9 protein-coding genes are annotated in these 18,963 nt (G+C 75.6%); 7 read left to right on the top strand and 2 right to left on the bottom strand.

What is annotated here, in order from left to right; all coding sequences use genetic code 11:
* Positions 1–12: 12 nt before the first annotated feature.
* Genes ACH34R_RS23250 through ACH34R_RS23280 form a run of 7 tightly spaced genes read left to right on the top strand, consistent with a single transcriptional unit; the run spans position 13 to position 15,310 of the window.
* Entirely contained in the window at positions 13–999 is a 987-nt protein-coding gene (locus ACH34R_RS23250; RefSeq protein WP_397563607.1) for a YqcI/YcgG family protein, read from the top strand.
* On the top strand, positions 996–4,568 hold the full coding sequence (locus ACH34R_RS23255; protein WP_397563608.1) for an amino acid adenylation domain-containing protein: 3,573 nt from the start codon (positions 996–998) through the stop codon (positions 4,566–4,568). The genes ACH34R_RS23250 and ACH34R_RS23255 overlap by 4 nt, the downstream gene beginning before the upstream one ends.
* Positions 4,565–7,948 (top strand): amino acid adenylation domain-containing protein, encoded by a 3,384-nt coding sequence (locus ACH34R_RS23260; protein ID WP_397563609.1) that lies wholly within the window; start codon positions 4,565–4,567, stop codon positions 7,946–7,948. Before ACH34R_RS23255 ends, ACH34R_RS23260 begins: the two co-directional genes overlap by 4 nt.
* Complete coding sequence (locus tag ACH34R_RS23265; protein ID WP_397563610.1) at positions 7,945–11,028, top strand: type I polyketide synthase; 3,084 nt, start codon at positions 7,945–7,947, stop codon at positions 11,026–11,028. Before ACH34R_RS23260 ends, ACH34R_RS23265 begins: the two co-directional genes overlap by 4 nt.
* A complete protein-coding gene (locus ACH34R_RS23270; protein ID WP_397563611.1) occupies positions 11,025–12,035 on the top strand; it encodes a methyltransferase in 1,011 nt (336 codons plus the stop codon). Before ACH34R_RS23265 ends, ACH34R_RS23270 begins: the two co-directional genes overlap by 4 nt.
* 22 nt (positions 12,036–12,057) lie before the next feature.
* A complete protein-coding gene (locus ACH34R_RS23275) occupies positions 12,058–13,704 on the top strand; it encodes a (2,3-dihydroxybenzoyl)adenylate synthase (protein ID WP_397563612.1) in 1,647 nt (548 codons plus the stop codon).
* Between the two features lie 31 nt (positions 13,705–13,735).
* Positions 13,736–15,310: a salicylate synthase gene (locus tag ACH34R_RS23280; protein WP_397563613.1), complete on the top strand. Its 1,575-nt coding sequence runs from the start codon at positions 13,736–13,738 to the stop codon at positions 15,308–15,310.
* A 71-nt stretch (positions 15,311–15,381) separates the two neighbouring features.
* Here the strand turns inward: ACH34R_RS23280 and ACH34R_RS23285 are convergent, their stop codons facing one another.
* Together ACH34R_RS23285 and ACH34R_RS23290 are read right to left on the bottom strand one after the other, a co-directional pair.
* Positions 15,382–17,130, bottom strand: a complete 1,749-nt coding sequence (locus tag ACH34R_RS23285) for an ABC transporter ATP-binding protein (protein WP_397563614.1) — start codon at positions 17,128–17,130, stop codon at positions 15,382–15,384.
* On the bottom strand, positions 17,127–18,956 hold the full coding sequence (locus ACH34R_RS23290) for an ABC transporter ATP-binding protein (protein WP_397563615.1): 1,830 nt from the start codon (positions 18,954–18,956) through the stop codon (positions 17,127–17,129). Before ACH34R_RS23290 ends, ACH34R_RS23285 begins: the two co-directional genes overlap by 4 nt.
* Positions 18,957–18,963 lie beyond the last annotated feature (7 nt).

The following is an 18,963-nucleotide window of genomic DNA, read 5'->3' on the forward strand; positions in this document are numbered from 1 at the left end:
GTGAGTACACGCATGCCCGAGAACAGGAAGAGAACAGCCGCCACGACCGTCCCGCGGAATGCCGCGGAGCTGACCATCGGCGAGATCCCGAAATGGGGTGCGCCGGTCGCCGAGGAGTTTCTGAAATCGATCCTCTCCGACACTGAGCCCTTCCCGTGCATCTTCGGCGTCGGGGCCGCCCGCAAGCGGACCCTGCGGATCGGCTATGTGGACGGCACCGACCGGCAGGACGACTGGTCCGCCCTGCCGGACCTGCTGCGCCGGTACCTGGAGGTGTATCGCGGGCTGGGCAAGGACACCTCGCTGGTGGTGTTCTTCCGGCCCGAGGCCGAGCCGCTGCCGCTCGCCGCGTACCGGGAGCGGTTCTGGGCGGTACTGAGCTACCTGGCCGCCAAGGACGCCCAGCCGTGGCCCGAGGACGTGCCCACCGACCCCGATGACCCGATGTGGGAGTTCTCCTTTGGCGGGGTGCCGATCTTCGTCGTCTGCAACACCCCGGCGCACGACCGGCGGCGCAGCCGGCACGCGGACCAGTTCATGATCACGTTCCAGCCGCGCTGGGTCTTCGAGGGACTGGAGGCCGACACACCGCGCGGCGCGACCTCCCGACGGACCATCCGCAGGCGCCTCCGGGCGTACGACACGGTCGAACCCTCGCCCCACCTGGGCGTGTACGGGCACGACGACAACCGCGAGTGGCGCCAGTACTTCCTCGAAGACGACAACCACGACAACACCGCGTCCGGCGAACGCTGTCCGTTCCACACCGGCCGGGCCCGCGTGACGGCCGTGCCCGCCGGCTCCTGGGCCGCCGTGCCTGCCGGCTCCTGGGCCGTCGTGGTCAATGACGCGGGCGAGCACTCGGTGTGGGAGGCCGGACGCGAGCCGCCCCCCGGCTGGCGGGCCACCGGCGTCACCGGCACCCGGGACGCGTGCCTGGACCACATCGCCGAAGCCTGGCCGGACCCCCGCCCCAGCACCCGGCGAGGCCACGAATGACCCCCACCGACCCCCGCGACCGGATGCCCGCCGCCGACCCCGGCCAGGAAACGCCCACCGGCCCCGGCCAGGAAAGGCCCGCCGGCCCCGGCCGGGAAAGGCCCGCCGGCCCCGGCCGGGAAAGGCCCGCCGGCCCCGGCCGGGAAAGGCCCGCCGGCCCCGGCCAGGAAAGGCCCACCGGCCCCGGCCGGGAAAGGCCCACCGGCCCCGGCCGGGAAACGCCCGCCGGCCCCGGCCGGGAAAGGCCCGGCGGCGGTGCGAGCCGCCCCCTGGCGGCCGACCCACGCCATGAGCCGTTCCCGCTGACCGACACCCAGCGGGCGTACCTGCTGGGCCGGGGCGGCGTCTTCGAGCTCGGCAACGTCACCACCCACGCCTACTTCGAGTTCGAGGGCGACCTGGACGTCGGCCGGTTCGCCACCGCCTGGCGGCTGCTCGTCGAGCGGCACGACATGCTGCGCGCCGTCATCGACCCCGACACCGTCACCCAGCGGGTACTGCCGGACACCCCGCCCTTCACCCCCGACCTGATCGACCTGCGCGACCGCGACGAGGCCGCCCGCGACCGCGAACTGGCCGCCCTGCGCGACCGCCTCTCCCACGCCGTGGGGCCACCCGACCGGTGGCCGCTGTTCCAGGTGACCGTGGCCCGGCTGCGCGATGACCTGGTCCGCGTCTTCATCGGTTTCGACGGCCTGGTCTGCGACTTCGCGAGCTGGCACGTACTGTCCGGCGAACTGTCCGCGCTCTACGAGGACCCCGCCGCCCGGCTCCCCGAGCTGACCACGTCCTTCCGGGAGTACGTGCTCGCCGACGCGGCCCGCCAGGGCGGCGAGGACCACCGCAGGTCAGAGGAGTACTGGCGCAAGCGGCTCGCCGAACTCCCGCCCGCCCCCCGGCTGCCGCTCACCGCCGACCCCGCGACGATCGCCGCGCCCCGGTTCGCGCGCCGCGCGGCGGTACTCGACCGGGCCGGCTGGGACGGGCTCAAGGCGCGCGCCCGCGCGGCCGGGCTCACCCCGTCCGCGCTGCTGCTCGCCGCCTTCGCCGAGATCCTGGCCGCCTGGAGCGAGGACGCCCACTTCACCGTGAACGTCCCCCGGATGAACCGCGAACCGATCCACCCGCAGGTGAACCGGCTGGTCGGGGAGTTCGCCTCGTTCTCGCTGGTCGAGGTGGACAACCGGTCCCGCGACACCTTCGCCGACCGGGCCGGGCGCATCCAGCGGCGGCTGTGGGAGGACCTCAGCCACCCCGAGGTCACCGGCCCGTGGATGCTGCGCGAACTCGCCCGGGTCCGCGGCGGCATGGAGCACGCCCGGATGCCCGTGGTCCTCACCAGCACCCTGGCCTGGGCCGACCCCGAGGGCACCGCCCTGGACCGCCGCTGGACCCAGGTGTACGGCGTGTCGCAGACCCCGCAGGTCTACCTGGACGTGCAGCTCGACGAACGCCAGGGGGCGCTCGCCTACAACTGGGACGTCGTCGAGGAGCTGTTCCCGCCGGGGATGGCCGACGCGATGTTCGAGGCGTTCCGCGGGCTGCTGGACCGGCTGCTCCGGGACGACGACGCGTGGACGACGCCCGACCTGGACGTGCTGCCCGCCGCCCAGCGGGCCCGCCGCGCCGCCGTACGGGGGCGCACCCGCCCGCTGCCCGAGGTCCCCGCGCACGCCGCCTTCGTCGAGCGCGCCCACCGGTGGCCGGACCGCCCGGCGATCGTCACGTCCGGCCGTACCCTCACCTACGGCGAACTGCTGACCGCGTCCGCCAAGGTCGGCGCGGCGGTCGCCGCGCGGGTCACCGGGCCGGACACCATCGTCGCCGTGCTCATCGAGAAGAGCGCGGAACAGGCCGTCGCCGTGTACGGCGCGCTGCTCGGCGGCGCGGCCTACCTGCCGATCGACCCGGCCCAGCCGCCCGCCCGCGTCCGTGACCTGCTGGTACGCGCGGGCGTGCGCACGGTCCTGACCCGTGCGGCCGACCGGCTCCCGCCGCCGCCCCCGGGCGTGACGCCGATCGCGGTGGACGGCCCGCTGCCCGAGGCCGACCCGCCCAACCTCGGCGACCTGCGGGCGCGGCCCGGCGACCTGCTGTACGCGCTGTTCACCTCGGGCTCGACCGGGACGCCCAAGGGCGTGCTGACCGAGCACCGCGGCATGGTCAACGCGCTGCGGGAGACCGTGGAGACCTTCGGCATCGGCCCTGACGACGTGGTGCTCGGCCTGACCGCGCCGCACCACGACATGGCCGCCTTCGACCTGCTGGGCGTGCTCGGCGCGGGCGGCACGCTCGTCCTGCCGGACGCCGACGCCGTACGCGACCCCGGCCACTGGATCGGGCTCATGCGCGACCATGGCGTCACCCTGTGGAACTCCGTGCCCGCCACGCTGGAGATGCTGCTGGACCACCCGGAGGCGGCCACCGCGCTGAGCGGCCTGCGGCTGGCCTTCACCGGCGGCGACTGGATCCCGCCGGAGACCGCGCGGGCCCTCGCCGCCGCCGCCCCGCACACCCGGCTGGTGAGCGTCGGCGGGCCGACCGAGACCACCCTGTGGAACATCTGGCACCCGGTGGACCACGCCGACCTCGCCGACCACGCCCGGCCGTCCATCCCGTACGGCCGGCCGATCGCCAACACCGCCTACCACCTGCTCGACGCGCGGCTGCGGGACCGGCCCGACGGGGTCACCGGCGAGATGTACGTCTCGGGCGTCGGCCTGGCCCGTGGCTACCTGGGCGACCCGGAACGTACCGCGGCGGCGTTCGTCACCCACCCGGTCAGCGGCGAACGCCTCTACCGCACCGGCGACCTGGGCCGCTACCTGCCGGACGGCGACCTGGAGTTCGCCGGGCGGGCCGACCTCCAGATCCAGGTCCGCGGGCAGCGGATCGAGCCCGGCGAGGTCGAGGCCGCGCTGGCCGCGCACCCGGACGTCGATCGGGCCGTCGTCACCGGCCTGCCGATCCCCGGCCGCAAGGGCCACCGGGCGCTGGCCGCGTACCTACGGCCGATCTCCGAAAACGAGAAGCCGGACGCCGGGGAACTGCGCGCGTTCCTGCGCGAGCGGCTGCCCGAACACCTGGTCCCGGCGTCCTTCGCCTGGGTGGAGGCGTTCCCGCTGACGCCCCACGGAAAGATCGACCGCGCCGCCCTGGCCGCGGACGAGCCGGCTCCCGAGGCCCCCGACGTACCGGACCCGTCCGGCCTGCCGCCGCTGGAACGCCTGCTGGCCGAGGAGTGGGCCGCCGCGCTCGGCCGCGACCGCATCGCGCCCGGCGACGACTTCTTCGCCCTCGGCGGTGACTCCCTGCTCGGCGCCCGGCTCCTGACCCGGCTGCGCGGCATCTTCGAGGGCGAACGCCTCACCGCCCGCGCGCTGTTCGGCACGCTCACCGTCACCGCGATGGCGGCGGCGATGCGCCGCGAGGAGAGCGCCCCCGGCCGCCTGGACCTGGTGGCCCGCCTGTACCAGCAGGTCACCGCGCTCACCGACGCCCAGGTCACCGCCGCGCTGGGCGATACGGCAGAGCAGTACCAGCCCGCTTCCCCCGAGGACCGGTCATGACCGCGGAACACACCTCGCCGACCCCCGTCCCCGACGACCCCCGCATGGAACTGCTGCGCGCCCTGCTCGCTCGGCAGGGGGCCGGGCCGCGATCGGACACCACCGCCCCCGGGCGCGACCCGGACGCCACGCCGCTGTCCTCCGCGCAGTACCGCATGTGGTTTCACCAGCACGCCCGGCCCGGCAGCGCCGCCTACAACCTGCCCATCGCCGCCGAACTGACCGGCGCGCTCGACCCGGCCGCGCTGCGGGCGGCCTTCACGGCCGTGGCCGCGCGGCACGAGATCCTGCGCACCGTCTACCGCACCGGACCGGACGGCATCCCGGTCCAGCGGGTCCTGCCCCCGGCGGAGGTCCCCTTCACCTCGGAGGACGTCACGGCCGGGGACGAGGCCGCCGAACGGGCCCGCCGCGCGGCGGCCCGGCCGTTCGACCTGGCCGCCGAGACGCCGCTGCGGCTGCACCTGTACCGGATCGCCCCCGACCGGCACCTGCTGCTGATCGTGCTGCACCACATCGCCTGCGACGACCTGAGCTGGCAGCCGCTGTTCGCCGAGGCGTCCGCCGCGTACCGCGCCCCCGGGACCACGCTGGAGGCGGCACCGCAGTACGGCGACCACGCCGCTCGGGAACACCGGGAACGGCCCGGCGACGACGGCCTCGCGTACTGGCGGGAGCGGCTGACCCCCGCCCCGCCGTCCGCCGCGCCGCTGCCCGACCTGCCAAGGCCGTCGATGCCCGGCGAGGCCGGCGCGCGCGTCGCCCGCCCGCTCACCGCGGGCACGGACGCCGCGCTCGCCGCGCTGGCCCGCGCCGAGTCGGCGAGCCCCTTCATGGCGCTGCTCACCGGGTACCTCGCCCTGCTGCACCGCTACACCGGGCAGACCGACCTGGCCGTGGCCACGCCCGTGATCAACCGCGACGCGGCCGGGCCGCAGCCCGCGATCGGCAACTTCGGCAACAGCATCGTCATCCGCGTGGACGCCTCGGGCCGCCCCGGGTTCCGGGAACTGCTGCGCCGGACGCGCGCCGAGTGCCTGGCCGGCTACGCCCACCAGGACACGCCCTTCGACCGGGTCGTGGAGGAGGTCCGGCCGTACCGCGGCGGCGGGCGCACCCCGCTCGCCGACACCATGTTCTCCGCCCGCGCCTCGGGCATCGGCGCGCTGGACCTGCCCGGCGTCACGGTCGAGGAGGTGCCGGTGCACAACGGCACCGCCCGCTTCGACCTCGCGGTGGAGGCTGTGGACACCGGCGCGGGCACCGAACTCGGGGCCACGTACCGCACCGAGCTTTACACGCCGGACACGGCCGCGCGGCTGCTCGGCCACCTGGACCGGCTGCTCGCCGCCGCCGTCGCCGAACCCGACCGCCCGGTGGACGACCTGCCGATGCTGTCGGACGAGGAGTGGCACCGGATCGTGTACGAGTGGAACGCCACCGCGCGCCCCGAACTCCTCGCCCCGGCCACCCTGCACGGCCTGTTCGAGGCGCAGGCGCGGCGGCGGCCCGACGCGGAGGCCCTGGTCGCGGGCGAGGACCGCTGGACGTACGCCCGGCTGAACGCGGCGGCCGACCGGCTCGCGGGGCGGCTCGCCGCGGCGGGCGCGGGGCCCGGCGCGCTGGTGGGCGTCCACCTGGACCGCTCGGCCCACCTGATCGTGGGCCTGCTCGCGGTGCTGAAGGCGGGAGCGGCCTTCGTGCCGCTCGAACCGTCCTGGCCGGCCCGCCGGATCGCCGACGCCGTCGCCGACGCGGCCCCCGCCGCCATCCTCTCCCAGAGCGACACCCCCTGGAACGCCCCCGTACTCGACCCCGCCGACGACACGGCCCCGTACGACGTCCCGGACGCGGGCACTGACGCGCCCCCCGCGGCCATCGTCCCGGCCGCCGACGGCGACGCGGAGCCGTACGGCGGCCCCGCTCCCGAGGACCTGGCCTATGTGATCTACACGTCGGGGTCCACCGGGCGGCCCAAGGGGGCCATGATCACGCATGCCGCGATCTGCAACCGGCTGCCCTGGCAGGCCGAACTGCTCGGCCTGCGTCCCGGGGACGGCGTGCTGCACAAGGCGCCGCTCGGGTTCGACATCGCGATCAACGAGATCTTCCTGCCGCTGGCCTGCGGGGCCCGGCTCGTCCTGGCCCCGCCCGGGGCCGACAAGGACCCCGACGCCCTGCTCGCCGTCACCGCCCGCGAACGGGTGAACTTCGTCTACGTCACCTCCACCATGCTGGACGCCATGCTGGAGCGCCCCGGCATCGCCGCGGCGCGCGCGAGCCTGCGCCACGTGTGGTGCGGCGGGGAAGTGCTCACCCCCGAGCTGTTCGAGCGGTTCCGCGCCCGGATGCCCGGCAGCACCATGTACCACGGCTACGGCCCCGCCGAGGCCACCATCGGCGTGAGCTGCGAGGTCTACCGGGGCGAGACCCGCAGGACCGGCGTCACCATCGGCCGCCCCAACCCCAACACCCGCGTCCACGTGCTCGCGCCGGGCCTGCGCCCGGTGCCGCCCGGGGTGCCGGGGGAGATCCACATCGGCGGGGTCCAGGTGGCGAGCGGCTATCTGGGCGACTCGCGGCGCACCGCCGACCGGTTCGTCCCCGATCCGTTCGGCGGTGAGCCGGGCGGACGCCTCTACGCCACCGGTGACCTGGGACGTTACCGGCCCGACGGGGTGATCGAGTTTCTCGGCCGGGCCGACCGGCAGATCAAGATCCGTGGGTTCCGGATCGAGCTGGACGAGATCGAGGCCGTGCTGGGCCGCCATCCGGCCGTACGGCAGGCCGTGGTGCTGCTGCGCGAGGACACGCCGGGGGCCGGGCACCTCGCCGCGTACTGCCTGGCCCGGCCCGGCGGGCCGCCGCCCGGCGAGGACGAGGTGCGGGCGTTCGCGGCCGAGCGGCTGCCGGAGTACGGGGTGCCGCACTCGGTGCAGGTCCTGCCGGAGTTCCCGCTGATGCCCTCGGGCAAGGTGGACCGCGCGGCGCTGGCCGCGCTGCCCGGCCGGGTGCCGGTCAGCGCCCCCTACCTGGCCCCGCGCGACGAACTGGAACGCACGGTGGCCCGGGTGTGGGCCGACGTGCTGGGCGTCCCCCGGGTGGGGGCCAGGGACAACTTCTTCGACCTCGGCGGCCACTCGCTGCTCACCCTGCGGGTCCAGGCCGCGCTGGAACGCGAGCTGGGCCGTCCGGTACGGGTCGTGGACCTGTTCGCGCACCCGACGGTCGCCGACCTCGCCCACCTGCTGGACAACGCACCGGACCGAGCAGAAGCCGACGACGGCGGCGAGGCGGCGCGCGTGGCGCGGCGCAGGGCCGCCCGTGGCCGAGCCGCCGCCCGCCGGGCCGCCGCGCCCAAAGGAGCGTCCCCCGCATGAGCGACCCGCAGCCCCTGGACACCGAGTTCAGCGTCGCCGTGATCGGCCTGGCCGCCCGCTTCCCGGGCGCGCCGACGGCCGCGGCGTTCTGGGACAACCTGCTCGCCGGGCGGGACAGCCTCACCGTCCTGGACGACGAGGAGTACCTGGCCGCGGGCGGCGATCCGGCCCTCCTGGACGACCCGTACCATGTCCGCGTCGTACGCGAGATCGACGGCCACGACCGCTTCGACGCCGCCCACTTCGGCTACCGCCCCACCGAGGCCGCGCTGCTCGACCCCCAGCAGCGGGTGTTCCTCGAAGTCGCCCAGCACGCCTTCGAGGACAGCGGCCACGTCCCGGCCCGCCATCCGGGCCCGGTCGGCGTCTACGCGGGCGCGGGCCTGAGCCGGTACTACACCGCCAACCTCGCCCCCTGGTACGCCGGGCAGCCGGGGTCCCTGGACCAGATGGCCGCGCTGTCCGGCAACTCCCCGGGCACCCTGCCCACCCGGGTCTCCTACCTGCTCGGGCTCACCGGCCCCAGCATCAGCGTGCAGACCGCCTGCTCGACCTCGCTGGTCGCGGTCCACCTGGCCTGCCAGGACCTGCTCGCGCACCGCTGTGACCTCGCCCTGGCCGGGGGCGTGGCGCTCAACCCGCAGGCCAGGCTCGGCTACCGGCACGTCAAGGACGGCCCCTACTCGCCCGACGGGCGGGTGCGGGCCTTCGACGCCGGGGCCGCCGGGATGAGCCAGGGCGACGGGGCCGGGGCCGTGGTGCTGCGCAGGCTGGAGGACGCCCTGGCCGACGGCGACACGATCCGCGCGGTCATCCTCGGCACGGCGGTCAACAACGACGGCTCGCGCAAGGTCGGTTTCACCGCGCCAAGCGCCCGGGGCCAGACCGAGGTGATCCTCGCCGCGCTCGCCGAGGCGGGCGTCGAGGCGGGCGCCATCGGGTACGTCGAGGCGCACGGCACCGGCACCCCCGTGGGCGACCCGATCGAGCTGACCGCGCTGCGCGACGCCTTCGAGCGGGCGGGCGGGCACGGCGGGGAGTGCCTGATCGGGTCGGTCAAGACCAACATCGGCCACCTGGACGCGGCGGCCGGGATCGCCGGGCTGATCAAGGCCGTGCTGGCCCTGGAACACGGCGTCGTGCCCGCCACCCTGCACCACAGCCGGCCGACCCCGCTGTTCGACTGGGCGAACGCGCCGTTCCGCCCGGCGGCCGAGGCCGGGCCCTGGCGGGTGCCGGGTCCCCGGCGGGCCGCCGTCAGCTCCTTCGGCATCGGCGGCACCAACGCCCACGCCGTCCTCGAACAACCCCCCGACCGGCCCGCGCAGCTTGTGGAAGAGAGGCCGGACACGCTGCTCGCGGTGTCCGCCCGCACCCCGGCCGCGCTCGGCGAAGCCTGCCGGGAACTGGCCGGCCACCTCGACGCCCACCCCGAACTCGACCTGGCCGACGTCGCCCACACGCTCGCCGCCGGGCGGGTGGCGCACCCGCTCCGCCGTACCCTCGTCGTGCGCGAGCCTGGCGAGGCCGCCGGGGCGCTGCGCGCCGCCCCCCGCACGCCCCCGGTCCCGGCGGCCGAACGCCCGCTCGCGCTGCTGCTGCCCGGCGGCGGCGCGCACTACGACGGCATGGGCGCGGGCCTGTACGCGCACGAACCGGTGTTCCGCGACGTCATCGACGAGTGCGCGCGCATCCTGCGCCCGGTGCTCGGGCACGACCTGCGGACCGCCCTGTACGGCCCGCCCGAGTCCGGCGCGCGCCCGGCGGGGTCGGGGGAGCACACCGCAAGGCTCGACGGGATCGCCACCGGGCTGCGGCCCGCCGCGTTCCCGGCGGTGGTCGCCACGGAGTACGCGCTGGCCAAGCTGCTGGAGAGCCACGGACTGGTCCCGGTGGCCCTGCTCGGGCACAGCCTGGGCGAGTACGCCGCCGCGTGCCTGGCCGGGGTCTTCGCGCTGGAGGACGTCCTGCCCCTGGTCGCCGAACGCGAGCGGCTGTTCGCCTCGGTCGGCGGCGTCGCGCTCAGCGTCGCCCTCGCGCCGGACGCCCTGGCCCCGCTGCTCGGCCTGGACGTCGCCGTCGCCGCCGTCAACTCCACCGAGGCGTGCCTGGTGTCCGGCACCACCGAGGCCGTCGTGGCGCTGGAGCGGCGGCTGGCCGAACGCGGCGTCGATCACCACCGGCTGCGCGTCCCGTCCGCCGTCCACACGCCGCTGCTGGACCCGGTGCTCGACGAGTACTGGGCCCTGGTCGCCCGGCTGACGCTGAAGGCCCCGCAGATCCCGTACGTCTCCAACGTCACCGGCACCTGGATCACCGCCGAGCAGGCCACCGACCCCGGCTACTGGGTCAGGCACAGCCGCGAGCCGGTGCGCTTCGCCGACGGCGTGCGGGTCCTGTGCGCGGACGCCGACGCGCCGCTGCTGCTGGAGGCGGGCCCCGGCGGTCAGCTCAGCAAGCTCGCCCGCCAGGTGCTCGGCCCCGACGCCGCCGTGACGCCCGCGCTGCGGCACGCCTACGCCGAACAGAGCGACGAGGCGTTCTTCCTCGCGGCCATGGGACGGCTGTGGGAGCTGGGCATCGACCGGGCCGCCGCGGTGTGGCGGCTCACCGGCCGCCGCGCCGGGCCACCGCGCCGGGTTCCGCTGCCGGGCTACCCGTTCGAGCGGCGGCGGCACTGGATCGACCCGCCGCCGCGCGGCGGTGTGCCGGCGGGCGGCCCGGTACCGGTCCGCGACGACGCCCAGCCGGACGCCGGCCCTGTAGCAGTGGCCCAGCCTGTGAACCCCGCCGCCACCGACCCGATGGGCCAGGTCACCGCGCTGTGGGAACGGGCCCTCGGCATCGACGGCATCGCCCCCGACGACAACTTCTTCGACCTCGGCGGCGACTCGCTGCTGCTGATGCGGCTCACCGCCCAGGTACGGGACCTGCTCGGCACGGACCTCTCGGTACGCCGCCTGTTCCTCACCCAGCGGCTCACCGTCGCCGGTTTCCTCACCGAGGCCGCCGAGGTCGCCGAAGCCGCCAAGGTCGGCGAAGCCGACCCCGCAGTGCCCACAGGAAAGGACCACGGATGACCGACGCCATCGCCCCCCGGCTGCGCCTGATCGAGATCGTCTCCGCCGCCTGGATCTCCTCCGCCGTCTCCGCGCTCGCCGAACTCGGGGTCGCCGACCACCTGGACCGCCCCCGTACCGCCGCCGACCTGGCCGCCCTGACCGGCGGCGACGCCGACGCGCTGGCCCGCTTCCTGCACGCGGCCGGTACCGCGGGCCTGTTCACCGCGCTGGACGACGGCCGCTTCGCGCTCACCGAGGTCGGCGAGGTGCTGCGCGACGACCACCCGCAGAGCATGCGGCAGATGTGCCGGCTGACGGGAATGGAGGAGTTCGCCCGGACCTGGGCGCATGCCGCGCACACCGCCCGCACCGGCGAGCCCGCCTTCGACGCCGCGCACGGACGTCCGGTGTGGGAGTACATGGCCGACCCGGCGAACGCCGCGTTCTCCCGCGTCTTCCACGGGGCCATGGCCGAGTCGGCCGCCGGGCAGACGGTCAGCGCCCTGTACGACTTCCCCGAGGGCGCCCACGTCGTGGACGTCGGCGGCGGGCGCGGCGCGATGCTGGCCAGGCTGCTCACCGAGCACCCGCACCTGACCGGGACCGTGCTCGACCTGCCCAACGCCGTGCGCGGCGCGGACAAACTGCTGGCCGACGCAGGGGTGGGCGCGCGGGCGGCCGTCGTGGCGGGCAGCTTCTTCGACGAGGTGCCGGAGGGCGGCGACGTCTATCTGCTGTCCCGGGTGATCGGCAACTGGAACGACGAGAACGCGGTACGCATCCTGCGGACCGTCCGCGCGGCGATGCGGCCCGAGGCGCGGGTGGTCATCGTCGGCCACATGCCCACCGGCGAGGACCGCACGCACTACGTCCGCGCCCTCGACCTCTACATGTTCGTGCTGCTCCAGGCCCGGCTGCGCACGCCGGAGCAGTACCAGGAGCTGTTCGCGCGCTCCGGCCTGGAACTCTCCCGCGCCGAACTCCGCCCGGACGGCGAGTCGCTGGTCGAGGCCGGACCGGTCTGACCCTCCAGTCGAAAGGAACCGCATGCCCATGCCGAACGGCTTCGTTCCGTGGCCCGCCGGGGAGGCCGCCCGCTACCGCGCGGCGGGCTACTGGCGGGGCGAGCCGCTGGGCCGGCTGCTGCGCGCGGCGGCGGCCGAGCACGGCGGCAGGACCGCCCTCGCGGACCCGCACGCCCGGCTCACGTTCGCCGGCTGGGACGCCGCGGCCGACCGGCTGGCGGCCGGCCTGACCGAGCTGGGGGTGCGATCCGGTGACCGGGTGCTCGTCCAGCTTCCCAACCGGATCGAGTTCGCGGTGCTGTGCTTCGCGCTGCTGCGGATCGGCGCGCTGCCGGTTCTGGCCCTCCCCGGGCACCGGGAGAGCGAACTGCGGCACCTGTGCGACCTGTCCGAGGCCGTCGCGTACGTCACCGTGGACGAACTCGACGGGCACGACCACCGGCCCGCCGCGCGCACGTTGCGCGCGACCTGCCCCTCGCTGCGGCACGTGGTGATCGTGGGCGAGCCCGGCGGGGCCGGCGTCGCCTACCGCGACCTGGCCGAGGGCCGCGAACCGGCGGACCTGCCCGACCCCGACCCGTCCGCCCCGGCGCTGCTGCTGCTGTCCGGCGGCTCCACCGGCCTGCCCAAGCTGATCCCGCGCACCCACGACGACTACGCCTACAACGCCCGCACGATGGCCGCGATCTGCGGGCTGACCGCCGAAGACGTCCATCTCGCGGTGCTGCCCATCGCGCACAACTTCCCGCTGGCCTGCCCCGGCCTGCTCGGCGCGCTGGGCGCGGGCGCGGCCACCGTGCTCGCGCCCAACCCGAGCCCGCCCGAGGTCTTCCCGCTCATCGAACGCGAGCGGGTGACCGTCACCGCGCTGGTGCCGCCGCTGGCCGCGCTGTGGACCAGGGCCGTGGAGTGGGTCCGCGCCGACCTGTCCAGCCTGCGCCTGATCCAGGTCGGCGGGGCCCGGCTGCCGGTGGAGACCGCCCGCGCGCTGCCCGGCGCGCTCGGCTGCGGCCTTCAGCAGGTGTTCGGCATGGCCGAGGGACTGCTGTGCGCCACCCGTCCCGGCGACCCCGACGCGGTGGTGACCACCACCCAGGGCCGTCCCGTCTCGCCCGGCGACGAGATCCGGATCGTCGGACCCGGCGACGTGGACGTGCCGCCGGGGGAGACCGGGGAACTGCTCACCCGCGGGCCGTACACGCTGCGCGGCTACTACCGCGCCGCCGAGCACAACGCCCGCGCCTTCACCCCCGACGGCTACTACCGCTCCGGCGACCTGGTCAGGCGGGTGGCGAGCGGTGACCTCGTGGTGGAGGGCCGGGTCAAGGAGCAGATCAACCGGGGCGGCGAGAAGATCTCCCCGGAGGAGGTGGAGCGGCACCTGCTCGCGCACCCGGCCATCGCCCAGGCCGCGGTGATCGGGGTTCCGGACGACGTGCTCGGCGAGCGGGTCTGCGCCTTCCTGCTGCCCACGCCGGAGTACCCCGCCGGACCCGGCGACCTCGCCCCGGCCGCCCTCGCGGACTTCCTGCGCGCCCGCGGGCTGGCCGGCTTCAAGCGGCCCGAGCAGGTGGAGACCGTCACCGCCTGGCCGCTCACCGGCGTCGGCAAGATCGACCGCCGTGCCCTGGCCGCGATCGCGGTGGATCGCGCCCGGACCGCACGCTGACTCACCAGAGCCCACATTCGAGGAGCCGGAAATGTCGCATGCCCAGCACTATCAGAGCAGTTCGGTCCCGGTCCACGGTGATCCGATGGCCGCCGCCGTACGGGTGGCCCGCGGGGCCGGGGGCCTGCCCTTCGTCCTGTACGAGCGGCACGGGACCTGGTCGGTGGCGCTCGGCGCGGCGGTGGAGATCGCCGTCACGCCGGACGCCGTACGGCGGAAAGGCCCAGGCGGTGAGCGGGTCGTCCCCTGGCGCGGTCATCCCGGCCCCGCCCTGCGCGAACTGACCGCCGATCTGCCGGTCGAGGACTGGACGGCGTACGGCACGGCCGCGTTCGAGCTGGCCTACGCGGGCACTCCCGCGCACGCCGAACTGCCTCCGGACGCCGTCCTGCTGCGGCTGATCGTGCCCCGGACCGAGGTCCGCGTACACGGCGACACCGCCGTCGTACGGGCCCTCGATCCCGGCGACCGGACCACCGCCGCGGCCGTTGCCGCGCTCGCCGACACCGCCGAGGAGGCCGGGCCCGAGCTGGTGGCCGTCGATCCCGAGGCGGGCGACGGCGAGTTGTACCGCAAGGCCGTCCACACCGCCGTGCGCGAGATCCAGGACGGCGGCCTGCGCAAGGTGATCCTGTCCCGGGTCGTGCCGGTGCCCGAGCCGGTGGACCTGCCCGCGACCTACCTGCACGGCAGGCGGCGCAACACGCCCGCGCGGTCCTTCCTGCTGGGGATCGGCGGGCTGCGCGCGGCGGGCTTCAGCCCGGAGATCGTGGTGGCCGTGGACACCGCCGGCCGGGTGAGCACGCAGCCGCTGGCCGGGACCCGCGCGCTGACCGGCGAGCCGGAGCAGGACGCCAGGCTGCGCGGGGACCTGCTCGGCGACGCCAAGGAGGTCTACGAGCACGCCGTCACCGTCCACACCGCCTTCGAGGAACTGGGCGAGGTGTGCGCGGCGGGGTCGGTACGGGTGCGTGAGTACATGGCGGTCAAGCCGCGCGGCTCGGCGCAGCACCTCGGCTCGGAGCTGTACGGCACGCTCGCCCCCGGCAAGGACGGCTGGGACGCGCTCGCCGCACTCTTCCCCGCCGTGACCGTCTCGGGCATCCCCAAGCCCGAGGCGTACGACGCCATCCGCAGACTGGAGACCGAGCCGCGCGGGCTGTACGGCGGGGCGGTGTTCACCCTCGCCGCCGACGGCGGCTTCGACGCGGCCCTGGTGCTCCGCTCGATCTTCCAGTGCGCCGGCCGGACCTGGCTGCGCGCGGGCGCGGGCGTCGTCGGGCAGTCGCGGCCGGCCCGGGAGTTCGCCGAGACCTGCGAGAAGCTGCGCAGCGTCGCGGGGAGCGTCGTGCGCGCCGCCCCGCCGGACGTGCTCGGCCTGGACCTGATGCGCCGGGACATCGCGGAGGCCCTGCGGGTGCCGGAGTCGGCGGTCGATGACGAGACGAGCCTGATCGTGCAGGGGCTGGACTCGGTCGGGCTGATGACCGTGGTCAGCAAGTGGAGCGCGTACGGCGTGCGGCTCAAGCTGGCCGACCTGGCCCGCGATCCGCGGCTGGCCGCCTGGGCGAGGCTGGTCCGCGACCGGCAGGCCGCGGCGGGCTGAAGCCGCTCGATCCGCTCGATCCGGTCGCCCGTGGCCCGGCGGACGCGCCGCGGGCGTCCGCCGGGCCACGCTCAGCGGCCCGCTTCGGCGGGGGCGAGCCGCCAGTCGTGGGCGCGGGAGCGCTCGCGCCAGAAGTCGGCGTACCGGCCGCCGCGGGCGAGCAGTTCGTCGTGCGTGCCGGTCTCGGCGATGCGGCCCCCGTCCAGGACGAGGATGCGGTCGGCGCTGACCACCGTCTGGAGCCGGTGCGCCACCACCACGAGGGTGCGGTGGCCGGACAGCGCGTCGAGCGTCTGCTGGACGGCCGCCTCGTTGGCCGGGTCGAGGGAGGAGGTGGCCTCGTCCAGCAGCATCACCGGGGCGTCCTTGAGCAGGGCCCGGGCCAGCGAGACCCGCTGCCGCTCGCCGCCGGACAGGGCCGTGCCGCCCTCGCCGACCTGGGTGTCCCAGCCCTGCGGCAGCCGCTGCACGATCTCATCGACCCTGGCCAGCCGCGCGGCCTCCGCCACCTCGGCGTCGGTCGCGCCGGGACGGCCCAGCCGGACGTTCTCCCTGATGCTCGTGTCGAACAGGTAGACGTCCTGGAAGACCAGCGAGAAGTGGTCCATCATCGACTCGGCGGGGATCTCCCGGACGTCGGTGCCGCCCAGCAGCACCGCGCCCTCATCGACGTCCCAGAACCTCGCCAGCAGCCGGAGCAGCGTCGTCTTGCCGGAGCCGGACGGGCCGATCACCGCCGTCGTGGTGCGGTCGGGCAGCGTCACGGACACCCCGTCGAGCACCGGTCCGGTGGCGCCCTCGTAGCCGAACCGCACGTCGCGAAGTTCGAGCGAGGCATCGGCGGGCGGCGGGCCCGGCCGGGCCGGCTCGGGCAGCGGACGGGCCGCCAGCACCGCGTCGATCCTGGCCAGGGCGTTGCGCGCGGACCGCAGGCTGCCGCCCAGCTCGGCCATCCCGGACACCGGCTCGGCGAACCGCACCACCAGCACCAGCAGCGCCACCACCTCGGCCACGCCCACCGAGCCGCCCAGGCCCAGGGCCGCGCCGACGACCACCACGGCCGCCACCGCGAGGTGCACCACCGCGATGAACGCCGTACGCCCCGGCGCCATCGCCGCCGACTGCCGCCGCCCCGCGGAGTCCTGTTCCTGGAGGGCCGCCTCCAGCAGTGCCCGGCCACGCTCCCCGCTGCCGGTGCTGCGCAGCACCGGCTGGGTGCGCACGAACTCCACGACCCGGTCGTTGGCCTCGGCGGCGGCGGAGTCCACCGCCTCGTCGGCGCGGGCCACCGTGCTCACCGCCCAGCGGTAGGCGAGGTACATGAACGGCGCGCCGAGCGCGGTCGCCAGGGCCAGCCGCCAGTCCAGGAAGGCCATCGCCACCACAACGGTCAGCGGCGTCACCACCGCCGTGCACAACGGCTGGAGCAGGTGCGCCAGCAGCGACCTGACCTGCGGCACGCCGCGCGAGGCGAGCTGGCCGAGCCGCCCCACCTGCTCGCCGGAGAACCAGCCGAGCGGCAGCGCCGAGACATGGTCGCCGAGCCGGTGGTAGAGGCGGTGGGAGGCGGTGAGGGCCACCCGGAAGGCGAGCATCTGCTGGGCGTAGTAGGCCACGGCGGTGGCCAGCGCCACGGCGGCCAGCGCGCCCGCCCACGGCCACACCCCGGCGACGTCGCCCGCCAGCAGCCGCTGCAACACCGGCACGACCAGCACGAACGCCACGCCCTGGAGCACGCTGTAGCCGAGCAGCACGACGAGCTGGAAGGTCAGCGCGCCGCGCAGCGCGGGGCCGACCACATGGTAGAGCCGCCTGATCACGGGGTCACTCCGATCTGCTCGTACGTGCCGCCGAGGCGGCCCGCCGCCCGGCCGTCGGCGTCTTCGGTGTGCCGCCGGTAAGTCCGCCACATCGAGGCGTACAGGCCGCCCGCGGCGACCAGCGCGTCGTGGCGGCCCTGCTCCACGACCCGGCCCTGATCCAGCACGATGATGTTGTCGGCCCCGACGATGCTGCCCAGCCGGTGCGCGATGACCAGCACCGTACGCCCGGCGATCAGCCGGGTCAGGGCCCGCTGCACGGTCGCCTCGGACTCGGGGTCGGCGTACGCGGTGGCCTCGTCCAGCACCAGGACCGGGGTGTCGGCGAGCAGCGCCCGCGCGATGGACAGCCGCTGGGCCTCGCCGCCGGACAGCAGCGCGTCCTCGCCGATCAGCGAGTCCAGGCCGCGGGGCAGCGTGTCGATCCGCTCGCGCAGGCCGACCGCCGCGACCGCCTCGGCGAGGTCGGCGTCGGTGGCCCCCGGCCGGGCCAGCCGCAGGTTGTCGGCGACGGACGCGCGCAGGAACCGCACGTCCTGGAGGACGAAGCCGATGTGCCGGTACAGCTCGCCGGGGGCGATGTCCCTGACGTCCACGCCGCCGAGCAGCACCTGGCCGCGCTGCGGGTCGGCGAACCGCGGCAGCAGCCCCGCCAGCGTGGACTTGCCCGCGCCGGACGGCCCGACCAGGGCGGTCACCGTGCCCTCCGGCAGGACCGCGCTCACCTCGTGCAGCACCGGCGCGTCCGCGTCGTACCCGAAGGTGACCTCGCGCAGCTCCACCCGGTTGCCGGACGGCGAGCGCGGCGCGGCCGGCTCGGGCAGCGGATCGACCGCCAGCAGCTCGCCGACCCGCCCGGCCGCCTGCCGGGCCGCGCGCAGCGAGTTGCCCGCGAGACCGACCGCGAGCACGGGCGCGGTCAGGCCCAGCCCGAGGGTCAGGAACGGCACGACGTCGATGGCCGCCGTCCAGCCCTGGCCGACGAACACCGTGCCCGCGAGCGCGACCACCAGCAGGGTCGCGGCGGGGGACAGGATGCCGGTGCTCACCGACTGGATGCGCAGGATCGGCCGGTTGGCGGAGCTGAAGGTCTCCAGGTAGTCGTCGGCGGCGGCGGCGAACCGGCTGTGCGCCCGCTGGGTCTGCCCGAACGCCTTCACCACGGCGATGCCCTGCACGAACTCCACGACCGCGCTGTTCAGCCGTCCCATCGCCGCGCCGATCGCGCCCATCCGCGACCCGGCCACCCGCATCATCGCGCGGTAGCCCACCAGGTAGCAGGGGATGCCGACCAGGCACACCAGGGTCAGCCGCCAGTCCACGAACGCGAGGTAGACGGCGGCGGCCAGCGGCGTGGACACCGCCACCACGAAGTCGGGCACCGCGTGCGCCACCAGGTAGTGCATGTCCTCCACGTCGTCCTGGAGGGTGTTCTTGAGCCGCCCCGCGCCGCGCTCGGCGATCCAGCCGAGCGGGGCGCCGGCCAGCCGTTCGGCCATCGACCGGCGCAGCCGCAACTGGAGGTCCATGTCGGCGGCGTGGGACAGCGACACGGCGGCCCCGTGGCACAGGAACTGCGCCACGACGGCGGCGACCGTCACCGCGACGATCGTCCACACCCGGGCCGGATCGGGCTCGGCGGCGCTGAGCGCGACCGCCAGCAGGTACACCGCGACGAACGGCACCAGCGAGGCGAGCCCCGCGGTGGCCGCGAGCACGGACGCGGCGATGACCTTCGGCCGCACGGCGGCGGTCAGCGCCCCCAGCGTGCGCGGCGCGGCGCTCCCCGGGGGCGCACCTGCGGGCGGGGCTGTCTGCTCGGGCATGCGGACA

This window comes from Spongiactinospora sp. 9N601, from assembly GCF_044326295.1.
In the GTDB taxonomy this organism is placed as follows: Bacteria; Actinomycetota; Actinomycetes; order Streptosporangiales; family Streptosporangiaceae; genus Spongiactinospora; species Spongiactinospora gelatinilytica.